14 protein-coding genes and 1 pseudogene are annotated in these 22119 nt (G+C 48.4%); 12 read left to right on the forward strand and 3 right to left on the reverse strand.

What is annotated here, in order from left to right; genetic code table 11:
* Positions 1-84: 84 nt before the first annotated feature.
* The 4 genes and pseudogenes from ACL02P_RS22760 to ACL02P_RS22775 all read left to right on the forward strand — a co-directional run bounded on the left by ACL02P_RS22760 (position 85) and on the right by ACL02P_RS22775 (position 6501).
* A complete protein-coding gene (locus ACL02P_RS22760; protein WP_412838279.1) occupies positions 85-3171 on the forward strand; it encodes an AAA domain-containing protein in 3087 nt (1028 codons plus the stop codon).
* Positions 3171-4592, forward strand: a complete 1422-nt coding sequence (locus ACL02P_RS22765; RefSeq protein WP_412838136.1) for a hypothetical protein — start codon at positions 3171-3173, stop codon at positions 4590-4592. Before ACL02P_RS22760 ends, ACL02P_RS22765 begins: the two co-directional genes overlap by 1 nt.
* A gap of 236 nt (positions 4593-4828) precedes the next feature.
* Positions 4829-5985, forward strand: a pseudogene (locus tag ACL02P_RS22770) (IS110 family transposase).
* A 189-nt stretch (positions 5986-6174) separates the two neighbouring features.
* Positions 6175-6501 (forward strand): hypothetical protein, encoded by a 327-nt coding sequence (locus ACL02P_RS22775; protein WP_412838137.1) that lies wholly within the window; start codon positions 6175-6177, stop codon positions 6499-6501.
* Between the two features lie 91 nt (positions 6502-6592).
* Here ACL02P_RS22775 and ACL02P_RS22780 read toward each other — a convergent pair whose 3' ends face one another.
* Together ACL02P_RS22780 and ACL02P_RS22785 are read right to left on the reverse strand one after the other, a co-directional pair.
* Positions 6593-7201, reverse strand: a complete 609-nt coding sequence (locus tag ACL02P_RS22780; RefSeq protein WP_412838138.1) for a DUF1273 domain-containing protein — start codon at positions 7199-7201, stop codon at positions 6593-6595.
* A 500-nt stretch (positions 7202-7701) separates the two neighbouring features.
* Positions 7702-8214: a hypothetical protein gene (locus tag ACL02P_RS22785; RefSeq protein ID WP_009224646.1), complete on the reverse strand. Its 513-nt coding sequence runs from the start codon at positions 8212-8214 to the stop codon at positions 7702-7704.
* A 157-nt stretch (positions 8215-8371) separates the two neighbouring features.
* Here ACL02P_RS22785 and ACL02P_RS22790 point away from each other — a divergent pair, with 157 nt between their 5' ends.
* A complete protein-coding gene (locus ACL02P_RS22790) occupies positions 8372-9358 on the forward strand; it encodes a Gfo/Idh/MocA family protein (RefSeq protein ID WP_009224647.1) in 987 nt (328 codons plus the stop codon).
* Positions 9359-9380: 22 nt separating this feature from the next.
* Positions 9381-10550, forward strand: a complete 1170-nt coding sequence (locus tag ACL02P_RS22795; protein WP_009224648.1) for an SEC-C metal-binding domain-containing protein — start codon at positions 9381-9383, stop codon at positions 10548-10550.
* Positions 10551-10626: 76 nt separating this feature from the next.
* Here ACL02P_RS22795 and ACL02P_RS22800 read toward each other — a convergent pair whose 3' ends face one another.
* Positions 10627-12933: a helix-turn-helix domain-containing protein gene (locus ACL02P_RS22800; RefSeq protein WP_412838139.1), complete on the reverse strand. Its 2307-nt coding sequence runs from the start codon at positions 12931-12933 to the stop codon at positions 10627-10629.
* 358 nt (positions 12934-13291) lie between these two features.
* On the opposite strand from ACL02P_RS22800, the gene ACL02P_RS22805 reads away from it, so the two are divergent.
* Genes ACL02P_RS22805 through ACL02P_RS22830 form a run of 6 tightly spaced genes read left to right on the forward strand, consistent with a single transcriptional unit; the run spans position 13292 to position 22080 of the window.
* A complete protein-coding gene (locus tag ACL02P_RS22805) occupies positions 13292-14254 on the forward strand; it encodes an ABC transporter permease (protein WP_412838140.1) in 963 nt (320 codons plus the stop codon).
* 18 nt (positions 14255-14272) lie between these two features.
* Complete coding sequence (locus ACL02P_RS22810; protein ID WP_009224651.1) at positions 14273-15178, forward strand: carbohydrate ABC transporter permease; 906 nt, start codon at positions 14273-14275, stop codon at positions 15176-15178.
* 41 nt (positions 15179-15219) lie between these two features.
* Positions 15220-16860 (forward strand): extracellular solute-binding protein, encoded by a 1641-nt coding sequence (locus tag ACL02P_RS22815; protein WP_412838141.1) that lies wholly within the window; start codon positions 15220-15222, stop codon positions 16858-16860.
* A 60-nt stretch (positions 16861-16920) separates the two neighbouring features.
* On the forward strand, positions 16921-18360 hold the full coding sequence (locus tag ACL02P_RS22820; protein ID WP_412838142.1) for an alpha-L-fucosidase: 1440 nt from the start codon (positions 16921-16923) through the stop codon (positions 18358-18360).
* 39 nt (positions 18361-18399) lie between these two features.
* Positions 18400-19446, forward strand: coding sequence for a carbohydrate-binding family 9-like protein (locus ACL02P_RS22825; protein WP_412838143.1), 1047 nt, complete (start codon positions 18400-18402; stop codon positions 19444-19446).
* 6 nt (positions 19447-19452) lie between these two features.
* Positions 19453-22080, forward strand: coding sequence for a transglutaminase domain-containing protein (locus ACL02P_RS22830; protein ID WP_412838144.1), 2628 nt, complete (start codon positions 19453-19455; stop codon positions 22078-22080).
* Positions 22081-22119: the final 39 nt, after the last annotated feature.

Raw genomic sequence — 22119 nt, forward strand, 5'->3', positions numbered from 1 at the left:
TGAGCTGTTCTAAAATTCTGCAAGTCTGCCCTTTTCTTCATCCATATAATACCATTTTCGAAAATTACCCCTTAACGACAGTGAATATGCTATCGCTTCTTCTCTGAAACGGAATTATGCAAAACACTCAGATTTAGTAATGCTGATGAACAACTTCTAGTAAAAGAGCTTTTTAGAAGGGAAGCCGAGTCTTTATCCCGTATTCGACATGAAAATATAATTACATATAAAGATTCAGGAGTTGAAAATAATTTATTCTATATTGTTACAGAATGGTTTGAGGCAGACAATTTATATCAATACATAAATAATAATCCTGATATTTCTTATGAAAAGAAAATAAAAATAATGTTAGACATACTTTCTGGATTATCTGAAGCCCATAAGAACAAGGTAGTACATCGAGATTTAAAACCAACCAATGTACTTGTTGATATTTTTGAGAATGTCAAAATTATTGATTTTGGAATCAGCAAAATTCTTGGTGTAACTTATAATAATAATCAAACTTTAAAGGACATGATGACGGTAGCATATGCTTCGCCGGAACAACTTTTACGAGGTAATATAAGCTTTACGAGTGATTTTTATTCCGTTGGTTGCCTATTTTATTATTTATTAACAGCCCAAGACCCACCAGAAGATAAAGGCTCATTACTAACGAAAATTGATCCGATTAATTGCTCTAATTCTATTAAAGAATTGCTTACTTTACTATTACAAAATGATTCTAGTAAGAGACCTGATAATATACATCAGATAATAAATGTAGTTAGGTCGGAGTACATGAATTTATTATCCAGAAGAACAAAGTTGTATTTAAAAATAAAAGGTCAAATATCAAAGGATTTGTACTCTTTAGGAAAAATTAGACAAATGAACATTGAGAGTGCAATTAGTTTCATTTCTAATGATTTAGAACAGTCTGTTATTTACAAAAATAATAACAACTACTATTTAATCGGAAATTCGTTGAAATATCATTGTAAGCTTTCACCAGACCAAAGTTGTTTTATTGTTGGTTTAATTAACAACTTAGATGATGATTTTAACTTAAAAGAGCAAGAATTACGGCGCGGCATCAGAGTTTATGCTAAGTGGTTTGTTGTAAAAAACATGCAAGAAATGGAAAGATCTGAGGCGCTCAGTCAGGTATTACTACATGTAAATGACGAGGAAAGGAAAAGAAAGGTAAGTAAGGCGAGGGAAGATGAGGAGAATAAGCTACTTAAAAAATGGGATGATTACCTACAAGATGAAAAATTAATAATTCAAGAAAAGAAAAGACTATGTAAATACTCAAATTTTATCTATGATGAAATGTCTGGAAAACTTGTAGTTACAGTTGATAATTCTGATGTTGGCCTAGAGAAAAATGATTTGATTCAACTAACTTCAAAAAATGGTACAAGCCAAATAACAGTGGGAGTGCTTGATAGCATTGAACAAGACAATGTTATTATAAATATTAAACCAAATGTAAATTTAGAGGAAATCTCCACAAGAGGAAAGCTTGGATTAGATTTAGTTCAAGCTGAGGCGAGTCTAAAAAGATTACAAAACGCTACCAGAGCTGTAACGGATGGTCGTACCGTTAATCCTAATTTGATTGAAATAATCCGCGACCCGGAGTTGGCCACGATGAATTCTATTATAGAGCGGAAAAATTTTATACAGACTCTTGATTTTTCTAATAAAGTAGCAGTTAATAAGGCACTATCAACAAAAGATGTATTTTTAATACAAGGGCCGCCAGGAACAGGGAAAACGACAGTAATTACTGAAATAATTTTAAAAATATTGGAAGAGGATCCTGAAGCGAGAATTTTACTTGCCTCACAATCACATGTTGCTGTCGATCATGCACTTGCTAATATTGTAAAACATATTGGCAAACACAAAGCAATTAGAGTGGGAAGATTAGAAAAGATCTCCGAAGAATCCGAATCGTTATTGATGACAAATCAAGTAAATAGATGGGTTGCGCAAGTTCGAGAGACCTCTAAAAAAAATTTCCAAATTTATTTAGAATCTAATTTTACTTTAAGCGAGGAACAAATTAGTGAAAAGATGAGTCAGATTGAAAAATTTAACGAAAATTTAGAGCAAGATCACAGTACACTTACATTAAATAAAAACGAGAAGAAATTATATGAGTTGACCAATATTACCAGAGAATGGCATAAACGCTTAGGGAATTTAGATGAATTTGATGAAATCTTTGCCCAGAATGCCTCAGTAGTTGCAGCAACATGTCTCGGAATAGCTTCTCGTCATATTTTAAACGAAATGGCATTTGATTGGGTTATTGTTGATGAAGCAGCAAGAGCTACTACTCCTGAACTACTTGTACCGTTAGTTAGAGGGAAAAAAATTATTTTAGTTGGAGATCACAAGCAGTTACCTCCTGTAGTCAATTCGAATATTGAACAATATAAGAAAGAAGAAAAGGGACTCAGAAAAAGCGATCTGGAAAAGAGTTTATTTGAAGAGCTTTTTGAAAGAATTTCAGATGAAGCAAAAATTGTCCTTACTTCACAGTTTAGGATGCACCCTACAATCGGACAATTAATTAATGATGTTTTTTATCCTACAGAAAATATAGTTTCAAAAAAATTACCTCAAGAGAGACAACATTTTTTAGATTGGTGGCCTAAAACTATTATATGGCTAAATACTCATGGTTTAGCTAATAACATTGAGCAAAATGTGGGTGTATCAAAGAGAAATGATGCTGAAGCCACTGTTATATCAAAATTGTTATCTGAGATCGAAAATATTTACGGTGAAAAGAATATTAAAGCATCTGTAGCGGTTATATCAGGTTATGATGCTCAAAGATCAATAATAACTAATTTGGTTCAACCAAATGATAATAAAAAATGGAAAAACCTGAAGATTCAAATCAATAACGTTGATGCGTTTCAGGGATCGGAATCAGATATAGCTATATATAGTATTGTAAGGAACAACTCCAAGGGTAAAATTGGATTTTTGGATGATGCTAGACGTTTAAATGTTGCCCTTTCTAGAGGGAAAACATGTTTAATATTAGTCGGTGATGCGAAATTTGCGGAAAGAGCTCGAGTAATTGGTAGAAATCCATTTGTAGATGTCATTGATTTCATTCGAAACTATCCTAATAATTGCTTATTGGAGGACCTAAGATAATGTTCCTAGAGAAACATGTAAAAAATAATAGCTCGGAGTTTCCAGGATTTAAGCTTGTTGGATATTGCGAAATAGGTATACCAATGTTTAGGCGGAAATTATATTGCTCAATGGTATCAAAAAAACGATTAGCGGTTGTAGATGAGTTTGTACTTAGATATTCCACATTAAATTTATCTTTTGATGATATCAGTAGTGTAATGGGGCTTCCAAGGGAATTAATAGAACAGTCTTGGTATAACCTTCTGTCAAAGGAATTAATCGATAGATCTAATGTATTAACAAAGAAAGGGAGAGAGTATTTAGAAACTTATAAACTAGATAACTATGAAATATTAGAAGTGAATGTTGCAATAAATGGGTTGAACGGTAATATCGAAGTAGATAACTCAAATATGATGTCAAGTAGATCTCTTAGGGAGTTAGGACTTAAATCAGTTATGCCACTAATAGATATTCCTAACATTGAAAATATAGATCTGAGGAAACTAAAACAAACTATTAGAAAATTAAGAAAATTGAATAATGACGAAGATGAAATGGAGTTAATGGGACTACACAATGTTATTGCGAAAGCAACTAACTATAAGCGTCTATTCTTATTAATTTTTGCTGACTTCAGTGGAGACAAGAACTTTAGATATATGGTCTTTGATGGGTGGCAGAGAATGGAAAATTACGAAGATTGTATCTTAGAACTCGATAACTCAGGATCATCTGTAATTAAAATAAATATGAGTTCATACTTCGAAGATAATAAATCTCACCTTCTTAGTGAATTGTTACCTAATTTAGATGAATCTCAAGAAATGAATATAGGAGTATTATCAGAAGAGTGGGAAAAGTTGCTAAGTGAAGCGAGAACTAATGTTTGTATCTCGTTACCTCTGGTTGATATGGCTGAAATATCAGATTACTTTATTGAAACTTTAGCAAAATGCTCTAGCCGAGGAGTAAATGTGGAGGTTTTCATTACTGGTAGGGAATTTACAAATGGATATCAAAAGAGACAATGTGAAAAATTGTTAAATATCAACAAAATAACAGTTTCTAATTATCCATGCTTTGATTCAAAAATACTGATGATAGATGATACTACGGCGGTTGTTTCTGATTTCCGTAAAACTGAGTTGAATTTAGTTCATAGTAAGGCATGTTTTGCTGAGTATGGGTACAAAATACATTCTGAAGATGCTATTAGTCTTATAAAAAAGAGAATAAACGGCTTAAGAAGAGTACAAACGAATATCTCAAAAGATATAAATGAGAAATGGTATAGAGAGAAAATGCTGAGTATTATTAGTTTATATTACCAATTTGATGATACTATAAAACAGAAAAACAACATTGGGTGGCTAGAAGAAGATGCTATTCCGGATGTACAAAAACAATCATGGCTTTACGCCACATCCCCGGCATGAAAGCTAGGGGCTATGTTTCATTCCAGTACTAAACTCCAATACTGCTAATAACCGCTGTCGGAACAGGTACGCAGCTTTTTTTGGTGGTTCGACCCTGTAACAAAAACTGTAAGGCTTTCGATTTGTGCACAACCCCATGTTGGCCTGTTCCGCTGGAATGGTGACCACGGACAGAAAAATGTCCAGATCAATCGATTGCCTCCGACTGCGGCCAATATTCGAGGGAGTTGGTATGGATGGAAACGTTGTTAAATCATTGCGCAGGTATGGATGTCCATCAAGAAACGATCGTCGTTTGCACACTTGTAAGTGATGAACCAGAAGCTGAAGTGCTGTCGGAGACCAAGACATTCGGAACAACAACTCGCCAATTATTCGACATGCTCACATGGCTGGAATCCAAAGGGATTACTCACATTGCTATGGAGAGCACGGGAATTTATTGGCGTCCGGTGTACAACATCTTGGAAGGGTATTTCGACATCACCTTGGCGAATGCTTACCGAATCAAGAATGTTCCCGGCCGCAAGACAGATGTCTCTGATGCAGAATGGATCGCCAAGTTATTGCGTCACGGGCTGATCGAACGCAGTTTTGTTCCTTCGCAAGATCTGCGCGAACTCCGGGATATGGTGCGTCTGCGTAAGAAATGGGTCAGCAACCTTACAGCAGAAAAGAACCGCATTCAGAAGTATCTAGAATGCTCCAATGTGAAGCTGGGTGCCGTGATTTCCGATGTGTTTGGTGTTTCCGGTCGAAACTTATTGACACGACTAGTGGAACAGGGATACATCGATGCGGACGATATCGATCACCGTGTACACGGGAACATCAAGAAAAATGTAACCGCAGTTGCAGAATCCCTATTTGGCACCGTAACCGAGCATCAAATCTTTATGATCCGGGGTTCCTGGGATCACATTGTTTTCCTGGAAGAGTCCCTCAAAAAGTTGGAAGATCGAATTGAACAGTATTTGATTCCATACGAAGAAGAAGTAACTCGGTTGGACACGATTCCAGGTGTCAATCGTATTGTCGCTGCAACGCTCGTTGCAGAGATTGGCGTCGACATGGATCAGTTTCCAACAGCAGATCATCTTGCTTCTTGGGCAGGAGTCGCTCCAGGAAATCACGAAAGTGCTGGCAAAAAAAAAGTACAAAATCGGTGAAAGGCAACCCTCACTCCAAAACCGCACTATGTGAGGCTGCATGGGCCGCCTCGAAGACACGAAACTGTTCACTGTCCGTTAAGTTTTGGAAACTCGCTTCAAGAAGAGGGAAGAAAAAAGCGGTTGTAGCAGTGGCACATAAAATACTTACCATCGCTTATCACATGTTAAAGAATAAGCAAGATTACATTGATGGCGGCCCTCCGAAGCAAGCAGCCAGCTAAATTAGCATGATGTCCAGCAATTTAGACTCTTATACCTTGTAGACGAAATTTCGTTCTACCGGGCATCCTGTTGCCTTCTTTAGACTCAAGTGTTCTTGGCCCCCGCTTTGTTCCAGCGACAACGGTAATACGAGGAAATACGGCTTTCACAGAAAATTAGTTAGTTATGGACTCGTTAAAAATGAGGAGATGTATAAAGATTTTTTCAATCTTATTAATAAATCACTTGTTGAAAATGTTGAAAATTATTGGACTCGAAATAATCTAAAGGGTTATTTCTGGAATGGATTTAAAAATGAGTATCCTGACTTACAAAAGATTTTACATAAAATAAAGTTGTACAGACACTCTACCCATCATCTTGCATTGGATGATAAAAATAAGCCAACATACTACAAGTTTCTTGATGAAGATTTAGGTGGTAGTATGCCAATGTTTGTAAGAGGAGGATATCAAAGAATACAATTAAAAATAATTGAGTCCTTAGAATCTGAGTTAAAAAGGTTATGTAGCTAAAATTTTTATAAATTCATTATGAGAGCTCCCATTTTATCGATCGAATGGGGGCTTTTGTAACTTGAATGTGAAAATAATAATCAGTCAACATTTAGTAATAATCATTGAGAGCCGGGCCCAATTCATCCGGGCGGATGTCGCTGTCAACGTAAGCCCGCTCCTGTTCTTCGCTAGCGATTGCTTGAATTTCTTCGGAACCGATGTTGATGTAGACGTAACCGTCCTGGGCTTGCTTCTTTAAGGCACGTTCCTTAAAATATTTCGGGCTTGCCTCGCCCGACTCCTCGTCATAGACGAGCAGAATACCATCGGTCTTCCGGAATAGCAGCTCGTCCCGGCCCGTAAACTGCCAAGGACCAAGGTATCCCTCCTTACTTGCGGCTGCATAATGGTCGACCTGGCGAAGGATTTGCGAATAGTAGTCTTTTTTCTCATCGCTCCATTTCTCTTCTTGACGGCTGTAGGCGGTGATGATCGAGCATTTCAGCTGGGGGTACCGCTTCCTCAACTCAAACACAGCTTCGCAAGCCCACAGATCCACGCCGTATTGGCCGGGGGTAATGACCCACTCTAACCCTTCTTCCAACAAGGGGATGAGGCGATGGGTGATCGCTTGACGGATATAGGGAATGCCTGGGTGCTTCTGGTTGTAAATACCGAGCTCATGGGCGCGGTAACCGGTGACGAGCAGATTTTTCAAGTTGATAACTCCTTAGCTTCAGTTGTTCCTAGGGCCGATCGCGGCCACGTAACGTATTATACCTTGCTATCCCTTCCCGGCAAAAACAAAAACACCGCTTCGCGCAGGAGGAAGACCTCACCGGCTCGGCGGTAGATGTTTGACATTGATCATACGCGGGATCAGGCAGATCGCCCAAGCCCATGGCAGCGGTTACAAAAAACGCGACCCATTAACCGTGAATCGAGAGTAGGGTAAATACCGTGTAGAACACTGCGTAAAAAACACCCAGCCCAACAATCCATAGAAAAGCGTTGCCTTTCAATTTCTCCGGTTGCCACATGAGGACTCGCTCCTTTACGTTTCACTGGACTTACAAATGTGAACAAATTGTGTCTGACTTAATTATTGAACATTTTGTGTCAAAAATCAAACAATTTATTGAACGAATTCAAACTTTTTTTGAAATCAACAAAAAACCATGCCCCGTAAGGCATGGTCGGTCGCTCGAGTTTCAGTTATTATCCTTTAAATGGGGAAAAGCCTTCCTCCGCCAAATACTCTCCGGCTTCCTCGCGGGTTTCGAAGGCCATCTCCAGGCTTAATCCGGAGTAGATATACCACAAATCATCCTCGTATTTGAGCGTCAGCTTCTCGCCTTTGGCATTTGCCCACACACCCCCGGTTGAGGTGTTCTGCAGGGAAGCGTCTTTCGATCCGGAGTTCACAGAGGGTGAAACGCTGTCTTCGTCCTTCCGGACGGACAAAGCGGTAATTGACGCCTTGACCAGGCGGCGCAGCTCGGGCTCCGCCATGTCCCGAATATTCACGAATCCTTTGGCATCGGTCTCATAACCGTCCAGCAGCCCGGCGTAAACAAACCCGTTCCCGTTGGGGTGCAGGTGGTAGACGACGGTCTTTTTATCATAAACGCTGCCTTCATAGTGGAAATTTACCCGGCCCAGCGATACGTTTCTTTGTTCCAGCTCAGGGAATGATTTGAAGATTTCCAGTTTCTGCTCAAATGTCAGCATGCAGCCCAACCTCTCAAATGGCGAAATTGCGGGGGCTTGTCCTTCCCGCGTCTATTGATTATAGCATATCGGACGCTCCAATTCGTTCCGTTTCCCCATCGGCGGGTTAGCAGTTATAATGAATGGAAGATGAATCGAGCAAAGGAGGAAGGAACGAATGGGAGAGGCGACGATCAAGTGGGGAATTTTAGCGGCTGGGGGAATTGCCGAATCGTTTGCGGGGGATTTGGCGCATGCGAGCAACGGCGAAGCCTATGCCATCGGTTCGAGAAATCTGGAGAAGGCCAAGGCGTTTGCTGAGAAATTTGGGATTCCTAAAGCGTATGGAAGCTATGAGGAACTGGTCGCCGACCCGGAAGTCGATGCCGTCTATGTAGCTACACCGCATCCTTACCATAAGGAAAATGTGATGATGGCACTGCGTGCGGGAAAAGCTGTCTTATGCGAGAAGCCGTTTACGGTCAATGCCGCCGAATTGGAGGAACTGGTAGCCTATGCCCGCGAACACAAGCTGTTCCTGATGGAAGCGATGTGGACGCGGTTCCTGCCAGTCATCCGCCGGGTGCGGGAATGGCTGGCGGCCGGACGGATCGGCGAAGTGCGCATGGTGAAAGCGGACTTTGGTTTCCGCGCCGGCTGGGATCCGGCCGGGAGGCTGCTTAACCCCGAGCTTGGCGGCGGGGCGCTGCTGGACGCCGGCATCTACCCGGTTTCGTTTGCGTCGATGGTGCTGGGGCCGCACCCGCAAAGCATCCAAAGTACGGCGCATATCGGGGAAACCGGGGTCGATGAGCACTTCTCCGTATTGTTGACCTATGAAAATGGGGCTGTCGCTTCCTTAAACGGCGCCGTGCGGTTGGCGATCGGCAACGATGCTTATATTCATGGAACGAACGGCAAGATATACATTCCCGGGTTCCTTAACGCGACCACGGCCACGTTGTATATCGATGGGGAAGAGCCTGAGACCGTGACCGATGATCGGACCTTTAAAGGTTACACCTATGAGGCGGAAGCCGTCGGTCTGGCCCTGAACGCCGGGTTGACCGAAAGCAGCGACATTTCGCTCGATGAATCGCTGGCTATCCTGCGCTTGATGGATCAGATTCGCGGGCAATGGGGGCTGAAATATCCGTTTGAATGAAATGAAGAAGGAGTAGTTTTACATGACTGATCAGACGAACCAACTGCTAGAGGAGAACAATATTAAGCATGCAATGATTGGCGAGGTGATGCATCGGCTGTCGGACATCTTGCCCAGCCTGACCAAGACCAGGCTGGCGGCGTTAGCCGCCGTTTATAGCATCCCTGGCCGCTCCAAGATGAAGAAGGAGGAGCTGGCCGCCGCCGTTCAAGCAAGCATTGAGAATCCCGAATCGCTGGAGGTTGCTTTACGAAATAGCAGACCGAAGGAATGGGAGCTGTTCGCCTCGCTGCTTTACGGTTCCTATCAACCAAGCAACGCGACACCTTTCGGATACTACTATTATTTCCTGGATCGCGGCTTGCTGTTTACTTTTTTCACTGATAACCAGTTGCACCTGGTGATTCCGGACGAAGTGAAGGCAGCCTTCCGGAAGCTGGATCAACCGGCTTTCCGGCAAGCACTGGAACGAAGCCACCGGCTCTACAATTACTTGATGGCCGCGATTAATCTGTATGGAATCATCGCGCCAGCGAAGCTTACGGAAATCTATAACGCGCAGAACAGCCATGCATCCATCACAGAAGAGGAATTGCTGCAACAGCTGAACCAATTTTTACTCCGGACGGATCAGTATTTTGAGCTTCATCAGGGCTATATCGCCTCCTTGGACATGGAAGACAAAGAATTTGACGAGCTCAAGGGCAAAGTGCAAGGGAAACCTTACTACGTGCCGGAGGCGCAGGAACTGCTTAAATATGCGGATCAAGACTACTTTGAGATGACTCCGCAACTGACGGCGTTGCGGGAGTTTGTGACGAAGGAGTTTCATTTGGATGCGGAAAGCGCGGAGTATTTAGTAGACGACATTCAACTCGGCTGCTCGATGGAAGCTTCCTTGCAGGATCTGCTCTACGAATTCGAACGTCGGGACCTGAACTTCTCGTCGCAGAAGCAGGCACAGCAAGCGGTAGCCCTCATTGGCGACGTATACGATCACACCCGGATGTGGTCCAATGCCGGACACACGTTGGACGAGCTGCGCCGGATGCAGGACAATTCCGGAAGCTCGCAAGCGAGACCTTCCATTCGCGGGCATATCGTTAAGCAAGCCCGGTCGAACAAGATCGGCCGCAACGAACCTTGCCCTTGCGGAAGCGGTTTGAAGTACAAGAAATGCTGTGGAAAATAAACCAAAGCATCAATTCTAAAAGGCTGCCTAAGCACTCAAGCTTAGGCAGCCTTCTTCTCATTCTGGAACCACCGTCTTATCCGACATCGGCCGAGTCCGAAATCGGTGGATTGCTGGATTCCACCTGGGAGTACAGTTTGCGGTACTGGCCCGGAGTTAAACCGGTTTCCTTCTTAAACTTACGGATGAAGTTAGGCGTGTCGAGGTAGCCGACCCGCTGAATAATGTCCTTCAGTGGATCGTTGGTGGACGTCAGATCGTTCATCACCGCCATCATCCGTTTTTGCCAGATGTATTGAACGAAATTGATTCCCATCTGATCTTTGAAGGAGCGGCTGAAATGGGACACCGAAATCGAATATTTGCAGGAGATTGCTTCCAGACTTAACGAGTGATCCATATAATTGCTGTCGATGTAGGCGATAATTCGGTCCATCAGGGAATGCTCTTCCTTGCGTTCGTTATGCAGCGCCAACTCGCAGATCCGCGAAGCAAGGCCAAGGAAATGGCGCTCCAGCTCCTGCAGGGAATTAAACGCATCGGAACTTGGGATTTCGTAGGTCCAATCGCGAATATCCATCTCCATTCCCGTTCGCAGAATTGTATTCAAGATGTCAAAGCTAATGCAGCGCTTCATCTCGACGGATAGCTCCGGATTTTGCAACACCTTCATCGATTCGCCGATCGTTTGGGCGGCCACTTCGTAGCTGCCTTGCTTTAAGCTTTGGGACAGCTTCAGCAACTCGTTCTTAGGCACCCAGGACGTTTCTCCCGGCGCATGGGACAGCTTCTCGAAGAAGGTGATGCTGCCATGCCCGGTAAACATCCGCGATTCAAACGCCGAGCAAGCCTCAATAAACGATTGGTTCAGTTGATCAGGATCGCTGTAATAAGTACCTACACCGATAACCGGGTCGATCCGGAACTGCTCCAGCAGATTGTCGTGGATGCGTTGGACGATCCGGCGGAACTGGTCGGGTCCGGACCAGGAGTCGACCTTGTCAAAGCCAACGATCAGAGCGATTTGTCCGGGTTTAGGCAGCTCCACGCTGTAAAGGCACGCGCCATATTCAGGAATTTCCGCCGCGGCCAGCCGCCCGATCATCGCCTGCCAATCGTGGGTGTTCAGCCGGCTCTTCGCCGCTTCATCCCGGCCGATTACCATGGCGAAATAATGCGCTTTGTTCAGGTTGATCTCCAGCGAGCTTAACAGCTCTGGCATCAGGCTGCGGGCGTTTCCGTATTTCAGCAACATCAATAGAAAATGATTGCGTGCATACGGCTCCTGCAGATCGGCGCGCGAGCTGTATTCCTGCAGCGCCGTACGGATGCGGTCCAGCTCGTTGCCGGTTTTGTGCGGTTTGGCAGCCAGTACGCCGGGCTTCGATTTGGAATCGGCAAACTTGACGAGGTCAAGAATCGGATGAAGCTGACGCCGCGCCAAGATCAGAGCCGCCAAGGTTCCGACGACGGTCAGCACAGCCAGCAGCAGAATCATTAGGCTGCGCAGATGCATCACGCTGTCAAGGAACTGCGAGCTGGGCATCAAGGTGACGTATTCCCAGCCGTTGGTCTCTGACTTGACCGAAACCACGGAATGCGATACCCCGCCTATCTCGATGCTGTGGATTCCTGTTGAAAGCGCAACCAATTGTTGCAAGTCCGATCCCTGAAGCGATTGTTCTTGATTGTTCTTGGAAGCCATGACACGACCGTGGTTATCGAAAATATAAGAAGATCCTTCATAGTTGCCAAGAATTGTATCGATCAGTCGGGTCAATTCCGATTTTGGGATCAAGTACATTAATGTCCCGTGCGGGTTCGGGTTGTTCGGTGTAATCGGAACGAGATAAGCCAAGACCGAATGCTGTATCGTTCCGTTCTGGTTCAGCATCTCGGTGGAGTGAATGACAGGAAACTTGACGGAATTCAGTTCCTCAACCAGTGTAGAGCCTTCCCAGTTCAGAAAATGATAACGTTCGTGAAACACGTCCAGACTTGTCATCCCGGCGGTGGAATAAATCCTCTCATCGCCATGGAAGTAAAGGAACATTTCCCCGATGATCGGGCTGGTCGCCTTGTAATTTTTGAGCGCATTGATCGCCTCTAAGCTGTAATACGGATCATGCACGCGATAACGGGCCAGTTGATCGTCATAAGCAACCCGCGAAGCGATATCGCTGAGCTGCTTAACATGGCTGTCCACGATCGTCTTGGCCTGCGTTAACTGGTTCAAATGGGATTGTTCAATTTCGGAGCGGAGATTGCGGACCGCGCTGTTATAGATGAAGACCGATAACAATGCAAGTGGAACCAGTAGCATGAACAAGTAAGACCAGGTGTATTTTTGAAAAAGCTTAGACTTAAAGTAATTCAGCTTCACGTTACGTCTGCCCCCTCGCCCGCTCTATTTTATTTTTTTATATAAAATGTAAAGGAGTTTGCCGGATAACGCAAGGGAGGAAAGTAGCGGAAGCGGGTGGTAAAAACATGTTATTTTTGCTTGCCAGCGCTTGTTCTCTGGCTTTATTCGGCTTAGATCGCGGCATGAACCGTAAAAAAATACACATTTCCTCCATTTGTTCAGGACAACTAAGTGTTAAGTTTATTTACATGAAAAGATATGAAAATCAATCAATTTGTTAAAATTGCCACGGCGTTTTGTTATCTCGAAGCAAAATGACATATTTACGAAGGCCTGGCGGCCCCATTACACTTCAGAAAAAAAGGAGGAGTCGCCGATGCAGAAAAGCGCACCAACCGCGATCGACACCAGGCCTATAACCCAAATCGCTACCAAAAGTAAACATAGGACAAAAATCCTCCGGAATTGGCAATTGTACATTTTTATCGCACCTGCATCATTAAGTATTTTGATCTTTAGCTACGTGCCGATGTACGGGATTCAAATCGCTTTTAAAAACTTTATTCCCGTGAACGGAATTTTGGGCAGTCCATGGGTTGGCTTCGATCACTTTGTTCGTTTCTTTAATTCTTATTATTTCTGGGATCTGCTATGGAACACGCTGGGGATCAGCTTATACGGGCTGGCCGTAGGGTTCCCGCTCCCGATTATCCTGGCCTTGGCTTTCAACGAGGTGAAGGACGGCTTCTTTAAACGTACGGTTCAGACCGTAACCTATGCACCGCACTTTATTTCGATGGTCGTAATGGCGGGGATGATCATTACGTTCCTGACGCCTTCAACAGGGATGATCGTGAACTTGATTGAAGCGTTTGGCATCAAGGCTCCTGACTTCTTGTCCGATCCTCGCTGGTTCAAAACGGTGTATGTGCTGTCTGACGTATGGCAAGGAACCGGATGGGGCACGATCATTTATTTGGCCGCATTAACCGGGGTTGATCCGGGTCTTCATGAAGCGGCTATTTTGGATGGGGCCTCGCGTATGCAGCGGATTCGGTACATCAATATTCCGGCGATTCTGCCCACGATTACCATCCTGATGATTCTGAATATGGGCAGTCTGCTGGGCGTTGGGTTCGAGAAGATCCTGCTGCTGCAAAACCCGCTGAACATGGAATCCTCCGACGTCATCTCGACGTTCGTCTACCGGTCAGGCTTGCTGGATGCGCAGTATAGCTTCTCCACGGCGGTTGGCTTGTTCAACTCGGTTGTTAACGCGATATTGCTTGTCACCGTCAATCAGATCGTTCGGCGCGTCAGTGAAAACAGCCTATGGTAGAAGAAAGGAGTGGGGCATGTGGTATCGGCAATTAAGGAAACTCGGCGGGATCGCATTTTTCTAGCATGCAACTATGCGTTTTTGTTTCTGGCGCTGGTCATCGTCGCATATCCGATTATTTACATCATTAGCGCCTCTGTCAGTACCCCGAAATACGTCTCTTCCGGGGAAATGTGGTTATGGCCGATGGGCCTTACCTTCGAAGGGTATGAACGGGTGTTCCGGGATCCGCAAATCTGGACCGGCTACGGGAACACCATTCTCTATACCGTTGTAGGGACGCTGGTGAATCTGGCGGTGACAATCCCGGCCGCCTATGCGCTTAGCCGCAAAGACTTTGTTGGGCGGAACCTGTTTATGGGGATCTTTATGGTAACGATGTTCTTCAGCGGTGGTTTGGTCCCGACCTATTTGCTCATTAAGGATTTGGGCATGGTCAACACGATGTGGGCTTTGATCCTACCGGGGGCCACCTCCGTTTGGAATCTTATCGTTTGCCGGACGTTTTTTCAGTCCAACATCCCAAAGGAGCTCCAGGAGGCCGCAGAAATCGATGGCTGCAGCAACTTCCGGCTATTTTTCCAAATTGTGCTGCCCTTGTCGACTTCGATTATCGCGGTAATGGCTCTGTTCTTCGGGGTAGGTCACTGGAACAGCTACTTTTCAGCCATGATTTATCTGAATGACGATGCGAAATATCCGCTGCAGCTTGTGCTACGGCAAATTCTTGTCCTGCAGGAGATGTCGGCGCAAACCGGTTCGATCGACGCCGCTACCGCAACTGCCTTAAATAACCGGGCGGAAGTGGCCGCGCTGGTCAAATATGCGGTGATTATTGTAGCGACGCTGCCGGTCATTGTGGTGTATCCTTTCCTGCAACGTTATTTCGTGCAAGGTGTCATGATCGGTTCCGTTAAGGGATGATCTTGCCATACATTCAAAATATTCAAAAGGAGGATTCATTCATGCAGAAGCTGAAAAGACGGGGAGCATTAGCCTTAAGCTTGCTCCTGCTGGCCTCGTTGCTGGCAGCCTGCGGTTCGTCCGGCAATTCGGGCAACACGGCGGGAAATGGGGCGAATTCGGGAACGAACGCATCCAATTCCGAACAAGCTGGTGAAGTGAAGGGCGTTAAGAAAGAGGGATTCCCCATCGTCGATGAGCCGCTTACGCTGACGATTTTTGCGCCCGATGCCGGGATGGCTGATTGGAGCACGATGCCCGTAGTCCAAGAGATGGAGAAGCTGTCGGGGATCAAAGTGGAGTTCCAAACGGCTCCTATCGATAGCTTCAGTACGAAGAAAAACCTGGTGTTCGCCAGCGGTGACCTGCCAGATGCGCTGTACGCAGCGGACATTACCCCTGCTGAGCAAGTCACCTATGGCAGCCAAGGGATTCTGATTCCTCTGGAGGATCTGATTGACAACTACGCTCCTAACTTGAAGAAGATCCTCGACGAGAACCCAGATATTCGTAAGAACATCACGACGACGGATGGGCATATTTATGCCCTGCCGTTCATCGATACCGCAGCGGTATGGTATCGCGGTCCGATGTGGTATAACGGCAAGTTCTTGAAGGCGTTAAACGCCGAAGAGCCAAAGACCACGGAAGAGCTCTACACCTATCTGAAACGGGTGAAGGAAGAGGATCCGAACGGGAACGGCAAAGCCGACGAAATCCCGCTCTCGTCCGTGAAGCTGGACGATCTGCGGATGTTCTTCTTCGGGTTCTGGGGGATGTATGACACGACCATCTATGCCGATAAGGACGGCAAAGTGCATTATGCGCCGCAAGAAGAAGGTTATAAAGGGTATTTGACCTTTATGAACCGCCTGTGGAAGGAAGAGTTGCTGGATCACGAGACGTTCTCGCAAACCGATGACCAGAAGAAGGCAAAAGGGAAAAATAACCAAATCGCCTTGTTCAGCGATTATCATCCCTATTTCACGCTCGGCGGGGAACCAAGTGATGAGCATCCGCTGATGACGCCGGTAGCGAGTGAAATTGCCGGTACGCCGGTTTACGGCAAGCATCCGGGCATGTCGGCCAACGGGACCTTCGCCATTACGAAGAGCAACCCGAATCCGGCAGCGACGATGCGTTGGATCGATTATCAATACAGCTATGAAGGCGCAACCTTGTGGACGCAAGGTCCGGAAGGACTGTTGTGGCAGTACAAGGACAAAGAGAACAAAGTGAAGGAATGGCTGCCGGTGCCGGATGGCAAAGACCGTGAGGAGTATCGCGGAACGATTACACCAAACTACGGTATTTTGACGCCGGGGGTCAACCTGAGCGAATTGACGAACGGCTTGAAGACAGAATTTGACGAATGGATTGAACAGCAAACCCAAGAGAAGCTGGCTCCGATCGGCAAACCGCCGTTCCCGAACGCCTTCCTGACGACCGATGAGCAATCCGAGGTGTCTGCGTTGCTGTCTGACCTGAATACGTATGTGACGCAAATGGAAGCGAAGTTCGTTACCGGCCAGGAATCGCTTGATAACTGGGATAAATATGTCAGCCAGCTGAAGAAAATGGGCAGCGATCGCATTGCCGAAGTATACCAAGCCGCTTATGACCGTTGGAATCAAGGCAGCTAAGGCAGCTAAGGTAGCTAATACGAACAAATAAATCTATCGGACCGAGATAAGGAGGCATCCATGAGCGAGAAGGAAATCGCGTATCAGGAGCCGTCGGCCGAGCCGCAGAAGGCGCCCTCCGAGGCGCCTTTTGCAGCTGAACCGGCAGTGGAGCAAGGCGTGCACAATTACAGCAGTGAACGGAACTGGGTGAAACCGGAAGATCCGTTCATCCTCGAGCGGCTGGAATGGTTCCAGGATCAGAAGCTGGGCCTGATGATGCACTGGGGGCCATACTCCCAGCTTGGCCTGGTGGAGTCCTGGGCGCTGAGCGATGAGGACGGGGACTGGTCCCGGAACGACATTGACTGGATCGATGACATGGAACAGTTTAAGCAGGAATATTTTGATTTGAATCGTACGTTTCATCCGATCCGCTTCCAGCCCGAATTATGGGCGAAAGCTGCAGCTGATGGCGGGTTCAAGTATTTAACGTTTACGACCAAGCATCATGACGGATTTTGTATGTGGGATACCCATACCACCAACTACCGGATCACCGGGCCGGATTGTCCGTTCCATATGCACCGTTATGCGGATATTTGCCGGGTGCTGTTCGATGCGTTCCGCGCCGAAGGATTGGCGATCTCCGCCTATTTCTCCAAAGCGGACTGGCATACGCCGTATTACTGGGCGCCGGGCATGGAACGGGGCCGCAGAATGTGGCGCGGACCTTCGTACGATCCGAAGCAGTACCCTTGGCTGTGGGAGCAGTTTGTTCAGTTTACCCATGCGCAAATCATGGAGCTGATGACGCGGTATGGCCGCATCGATATGCTGTGGCTGGACGCCGGGTGGGTGAATGCCCGCCGCGGTCAGGACATTCGTCTCGGCGAAGTGGTGGAGAAGGCGCGGCAAATCCAACCTTGGTTGTTGACCGCGGACCGGACGGTCGGCGGGCCGTACGAGAACCTGATCACCCCCGAGCAAACTGTGCCGGAGCGGCCGCTCACCGTCCCTTGGGAGAGCTGCATCACCATGGGGCATTCGTTCTCGTTCAGCTATAACGACAGCTATAAGTCCGTCCGCGAGCTGGTGCATCTGCTCGTCGAAATCGTCGCCAAAGGCGGCAATCTTGCGTTAAACGTCGGGCCGCAGCCGGACGGGAGGCTGCCCAAGCCGGCGTTGGAGCGGATGAAAGGGTTAGGCGAGTGGCTGAAGGTGTACGGGGAAGCGATCTACGGGACACGAATCTGCGAGCCGTATGCTTCCGGGAACATTTACTTCACCCGCAAGGGAGAGACAAGATACGCCTTGATGCTGGTGCAAGAGGACGCCGAGGCAATTCCGGAGGAAGTGCTTCTGCCGCTATCCGCTTCCGGCATCATCCGGATCGACCTGGTCGGCGGCGCCGAAGCCTTGGACTTCCGACCGTCTTCCGAAGACGGGGTGGCGGTGCGCCTGCCCGACGCCGCGCGGCAAGGGGAGACGCCGATCGCGATCGTGCTGCGCATCCGCTAGGCAGTCTTTACTTAAGTCAGGAAGGGAGAGAGAACAACGGTGAATTACAGCGAGGTGCCTGAACCTTCAATCGAATATGCGCCCAAAACCTATGTCTGCAAGCGGGCCGCCGGGCCGCTTGTCCTGGACGGACGGATCGACAAGCCGTTCTGGGATGCTGCAGCATGGACCGATGACTTCGTGGATATCGAAGGCGATATACGCCCTAAGCCAAGCAAACGAACGCGGGCCAAAATGCTGTGGGATGACGAATATTTCTACGTGGCGGCCGAAATGGAAGAGGACGAAATTTGGGCGACGCTGACCGAACGGGATTCGGTGATTTTCCATGACAACGACTTTGAAATTTTTATCGATCCTGATGGCGACAGCCATCTGTACTATGAATTTGAAATCAACGCCCTGAATACGGTTTGGGATTTGCTGTTGGTCAAGCCGTATCGGGACGGCGGGCCGCCGGTGAATGGCTGGGATATTAACGGGCTGCGCACCGCGGTATATATCGATGGGAGGCTAAACGATCCAACGGCCCAAAACCGACGGTGGAGCGTGGAGGTGGCCCTCCCATGGGCGGCGCTGCGCGAATGCGCGCCGGAGGGACGTCCGCCGGTGCCGGGGGAGTTCTGGCGGGTGAATTTTTCCCGGGTAGAATGGCGGGTTGAGGTGCAAGACGGCAGATACGTCAAGCAAATCAACCCTGAGACCGGCAAGCCTTATCCCGAGGACAACTGGGTATGGTCGCCGCAAGGCATCATCAACATGCATTACCCCGAGCTGTGGGGTTATGTGGTCTTTGCGGACGAGGGGGCCGATATCAGCGGCGGGTCTGCCGGGTTCCCGTTGCCGCAGGACGAATATATCAAATGGGAGCTGCGCCGACTGTATTATCGCCAGCGGAACTATTATGCCCGTCATGGCCGATTTACGGCGGAGCTTACGGAGCTCGTCAGCGCGGAAGAAAGGGATCCGCTACGCATTCATCCGACGGTCGAGGCCGCGAGAAGAAGATTTGAGATTTCCGCGCCAGCTTCGGACGGCAAGGGAATCTATTATATCCGGGAAGACGGAAAACTGTGGAAGGAGTGAGCGTTGATGAGCGTGGAGACGCCGGTGTTTTCGTTAAGTGAACAGGAGCTGGAGCAGATTGAACGCAAGTTTGCGGACATCCGAAAGCTGGCACAGGGCCGGGAGAAGGAATTGTTTGACGTTTTTGACGGCCCTTTAACTGCCGAAGAGGCGTGGGCTTTAAAATTTCTATATGTGCATATGCCGCTAAATGATCTGGCCGATTATGACGGCACGTTTTTCTTGACCCATGTTCGTCAGGCGCTTGCCATCCGTAAGCAGGTACCTTGGGGCGCCCGGGTGCCGGACTACCTGTTCTTGCATTTTGTGCTGCCGGCCAGGGTGAACACCGAGAACCTCGAGGATTTCCGTGAGGTCATTTATGCGGAGTTGGGGCCGCGGACGGCGGGCTTATCGATGGCGGAGGCGATTCTCGAGGCGAATTACTGGTGCCATGAAAAAGCCACCTACATCGGCAGCGACTTGCGCACGCTGTCGCCGATCGGTATGATTCGCAACGCGCGCGGGCGCTGCGGCGAGGAGTCCACGCTGGCGGTTGCGGCGCTGCGCAGCATCGGCATTCCGGCGCGGCAGTGCTACACGCCGCGTTGGGCGCACTGCGACGATAATCACGCTTGGGTCGAGGCTTGGGCAGACGGCAAATGGCATTATATCGGCGCTTGCGAGCCGGAGGCGCGTCTGGACCAAGGTTGGTTCAGCGGTCCGGCACGACGGGCGATGCTGGTGCATACCCGCGTCCCGGCCACCTATACCGGGCCGGAGGAAATTACCGTCAAGAGCGGCCCGTATGCCGAGCTGAACCTGCTGGCGAATTACGCGCCAACCCGGACCATCGCCGTGGAGGTGCGGGAGACGGACGGCACGCCGGCGGTTGGGGCTAAGGTGCAGTTCCAACTGTACAACTATGCCGAGCTCTTCCCGCTGGCTGAGCTGATCACGGATGAGCATGGCGAAGTTCGGTTCACGACCGGTTACGGGGATCTGATCGTTCGGGCCGTGCGTGACGGGGCTTGGGGGCAGCGGAAGATCCGAATCGCGGACGGCGACCGGTTCGAGGTCGTATTAAGCAAAGCGGTTGGAGAGCAGCCGGTTGACAGCGAGGATTTCGAGCTGGTGCCTCCGCCGGAGCTGGACGGTCCGGAGTCCGAACCGCTCCCTGCGGAGCAGTTGCAGTGGCATGAAGAACGTGTGGCCGAAGGGGCTGCCTTGCGCCGGGCTTACGAGGAGACGTTCTTAACCGAGGAGGATGCCAAGCAACTTGCTGCCCAGCTTAAACTGCCGGCGGATCGGGTGTGGAAAGTGCTTGAGCCCGCCCGCGGCAACAGTCGGGAAATCGCCGCTTTCCTAGAAGAGCAAGTCCCGGAACATGGCGTATGGCCGCTCCTTCTGCTCGAAAGCTTGCGTGAGAAAGATTTGACCGATACGATGCGCGAGACGCTGGAAGACCATTTAACCGGATCGTTGCCGTGGAAGGATTCGTACGACCAGGAGCTGTTCGTGACGTACGTGATGTGCCCGCGCGTGTTGTTTGAGATGATTACTCCTTATCGGAAGGCGCTGCAGGCTCAATTTACCGAAGCGGAGATCGAATCCTATCAAGCCGACCCATCCCGGATGGCTGAGTTCCTGAATGAAGGTTGGAAGGTGCATGCGGGACCGGGGAATCTGCGCGGTAAAGCCGGACCGCTGGGCACATTCCAGCTGCGAATTGCGGATCAAGGGGCGTTGGACATTCTGTTCGTCGCGTTATGCCGGAGCCTTGGCATTCCGGCAAGGCTGCATCCAAGCGAGCTGAAGCCGCAGTATTACGCGGCTGGTGCCTGGGTGGATGCGGCAATCGGAAGCGCCGGAGAAGGACAGGAGGAAGCTGAGGTCCGCACCGGACAGTTACTGCTTCGCCGCGATGCCGATGGCGGAACCGACGCACCAACCGCCTCTTATATGGAGAACTTCACCATCGCCCGGCTGGAAAATGGGTTTTATAAAACGCTGCTATACCCGCACGGCAAAACCGATGTGTACGATACGACGTTTGAGGTTGAGCCGGGGGATTACCGGATTACCTCGGGCGTGCGGCTGAAGGACGGCACTGTGCTGGGACGGCTGACGTACTTCCGGGTGGCGGAGCAGGAGCAAACTGAGGTCACGCTGACCTTCCCATCTCCTTCACGGCATATCCCGGTATACGGGACACCTGATCTTAAGACGCCGCTGTGGCAAGACGACGGGACAGAGACAACGCTGGGGGCGCTGTGCCAAGGTCCGCGCGGCGCCATGATCGCTTGGTTGGAGCCGGAGCGGGAGCCATCGAAGCATCTGCTGCGTGAAACAGGAGAACTCGCGGAAACGTTTGACGCTTTGGGAATCCCGGTTGTTTTTGTCCTTGGGCGTGAGGAGGACTCACCGGCTCCTGCCATCCCTGAAGCTGCTGCAGGATTGCCGAATCGCGCGGTGTTTGCCGGCGATCCCGGTCACAGGGCGCTGCGCCGGTTCACGGATGCCGGCATCCGGTTAGGGAGCGGAGGGTTCCCGCACCTATTTGTCCTGGACCCAGAAGGGAACGTCCGTTACGTGCAATCGGGTTATAAGCCGGGAAGCGGCAAGGAAGCACTTCAAATTTTAAGCGATTTGTAACTGTGTACGACGACAACTCAGGTTTGCGCGAGTAGCCGC

It is taken from the genome of Paenibacillus sp. MB22_1, from assembly GCF_047200555.1.
Classification (GTDB): domain Bacteria; phylum Bacillota; class Bacilli; order Paenibacillales; family Paenibacillaceae; genus Fontibacillus; species Fontibacillus phoenicis.

Coding starts and splice junctions, on each gene's coding strand:
- ACL02P_RS22765 (WP_412838136.1), top strand. CDS start 3,171: ATGTTCCTAGAGAAACATGTAAAAAATAATAGCTCGGAGTTTCCAGGA.
- ACL02P_RS22775 (WP_412838137.1), top strand. CDS start 6,175: ATGTATAAAGATTTTTTCAATCTTATTAATAAATCACTTGTTGAAAAT.
- ACL02P_RS22785 (WP_009224646.1), bottom strand. CDS start 8,214: ATGCTGACATTTGAGCAGAAACTGGAAATCTTCAAATCATTCCCTGAG.
- ACL02P_RS22790 (WP_009224647.1), top strand. CDS start 8,372: ATGGGAGAGGCGACGATCAAGTGGGGAATTTTAGCGGCTGGGGGAATT.
- ACL02P_RS22795 (WP_009224648.1), top strand. CDS start 9,381: ATGACTGATCAGACGAACCAACTGCTAGAGGAGAACAATATTAAGCAT.
- ACL02P_RS22805 (WP_412838140.1), top strand. CDS start 13,292: ATGCAGAAAAGCGCACCAACCGCGATCGACACCAGGCCTATAACCCAA.
- ACL02P_RS22815 (WP_412838141.1), top strand. CDS start 15,220: ATGCAGAAGCTGAAAAGACGGGGAGCATTAGCCTTAAGCTTGCTCCTG.
- ACL02P_RS22820 (WP_412838142.1), top strand. CDS start 16,921: ATGAGCGAGAAGGAAATCGCGTATCAGGAGCCGTCGGCCGAGCCGCAG.
- ACL02P_RS22830 (WP_412838144.1), top strand. CDS start 19,453: ATGAGCGTGGAGACGCCGGTGTTTTCGTTAAGTGAACAGGAGCTGGAG.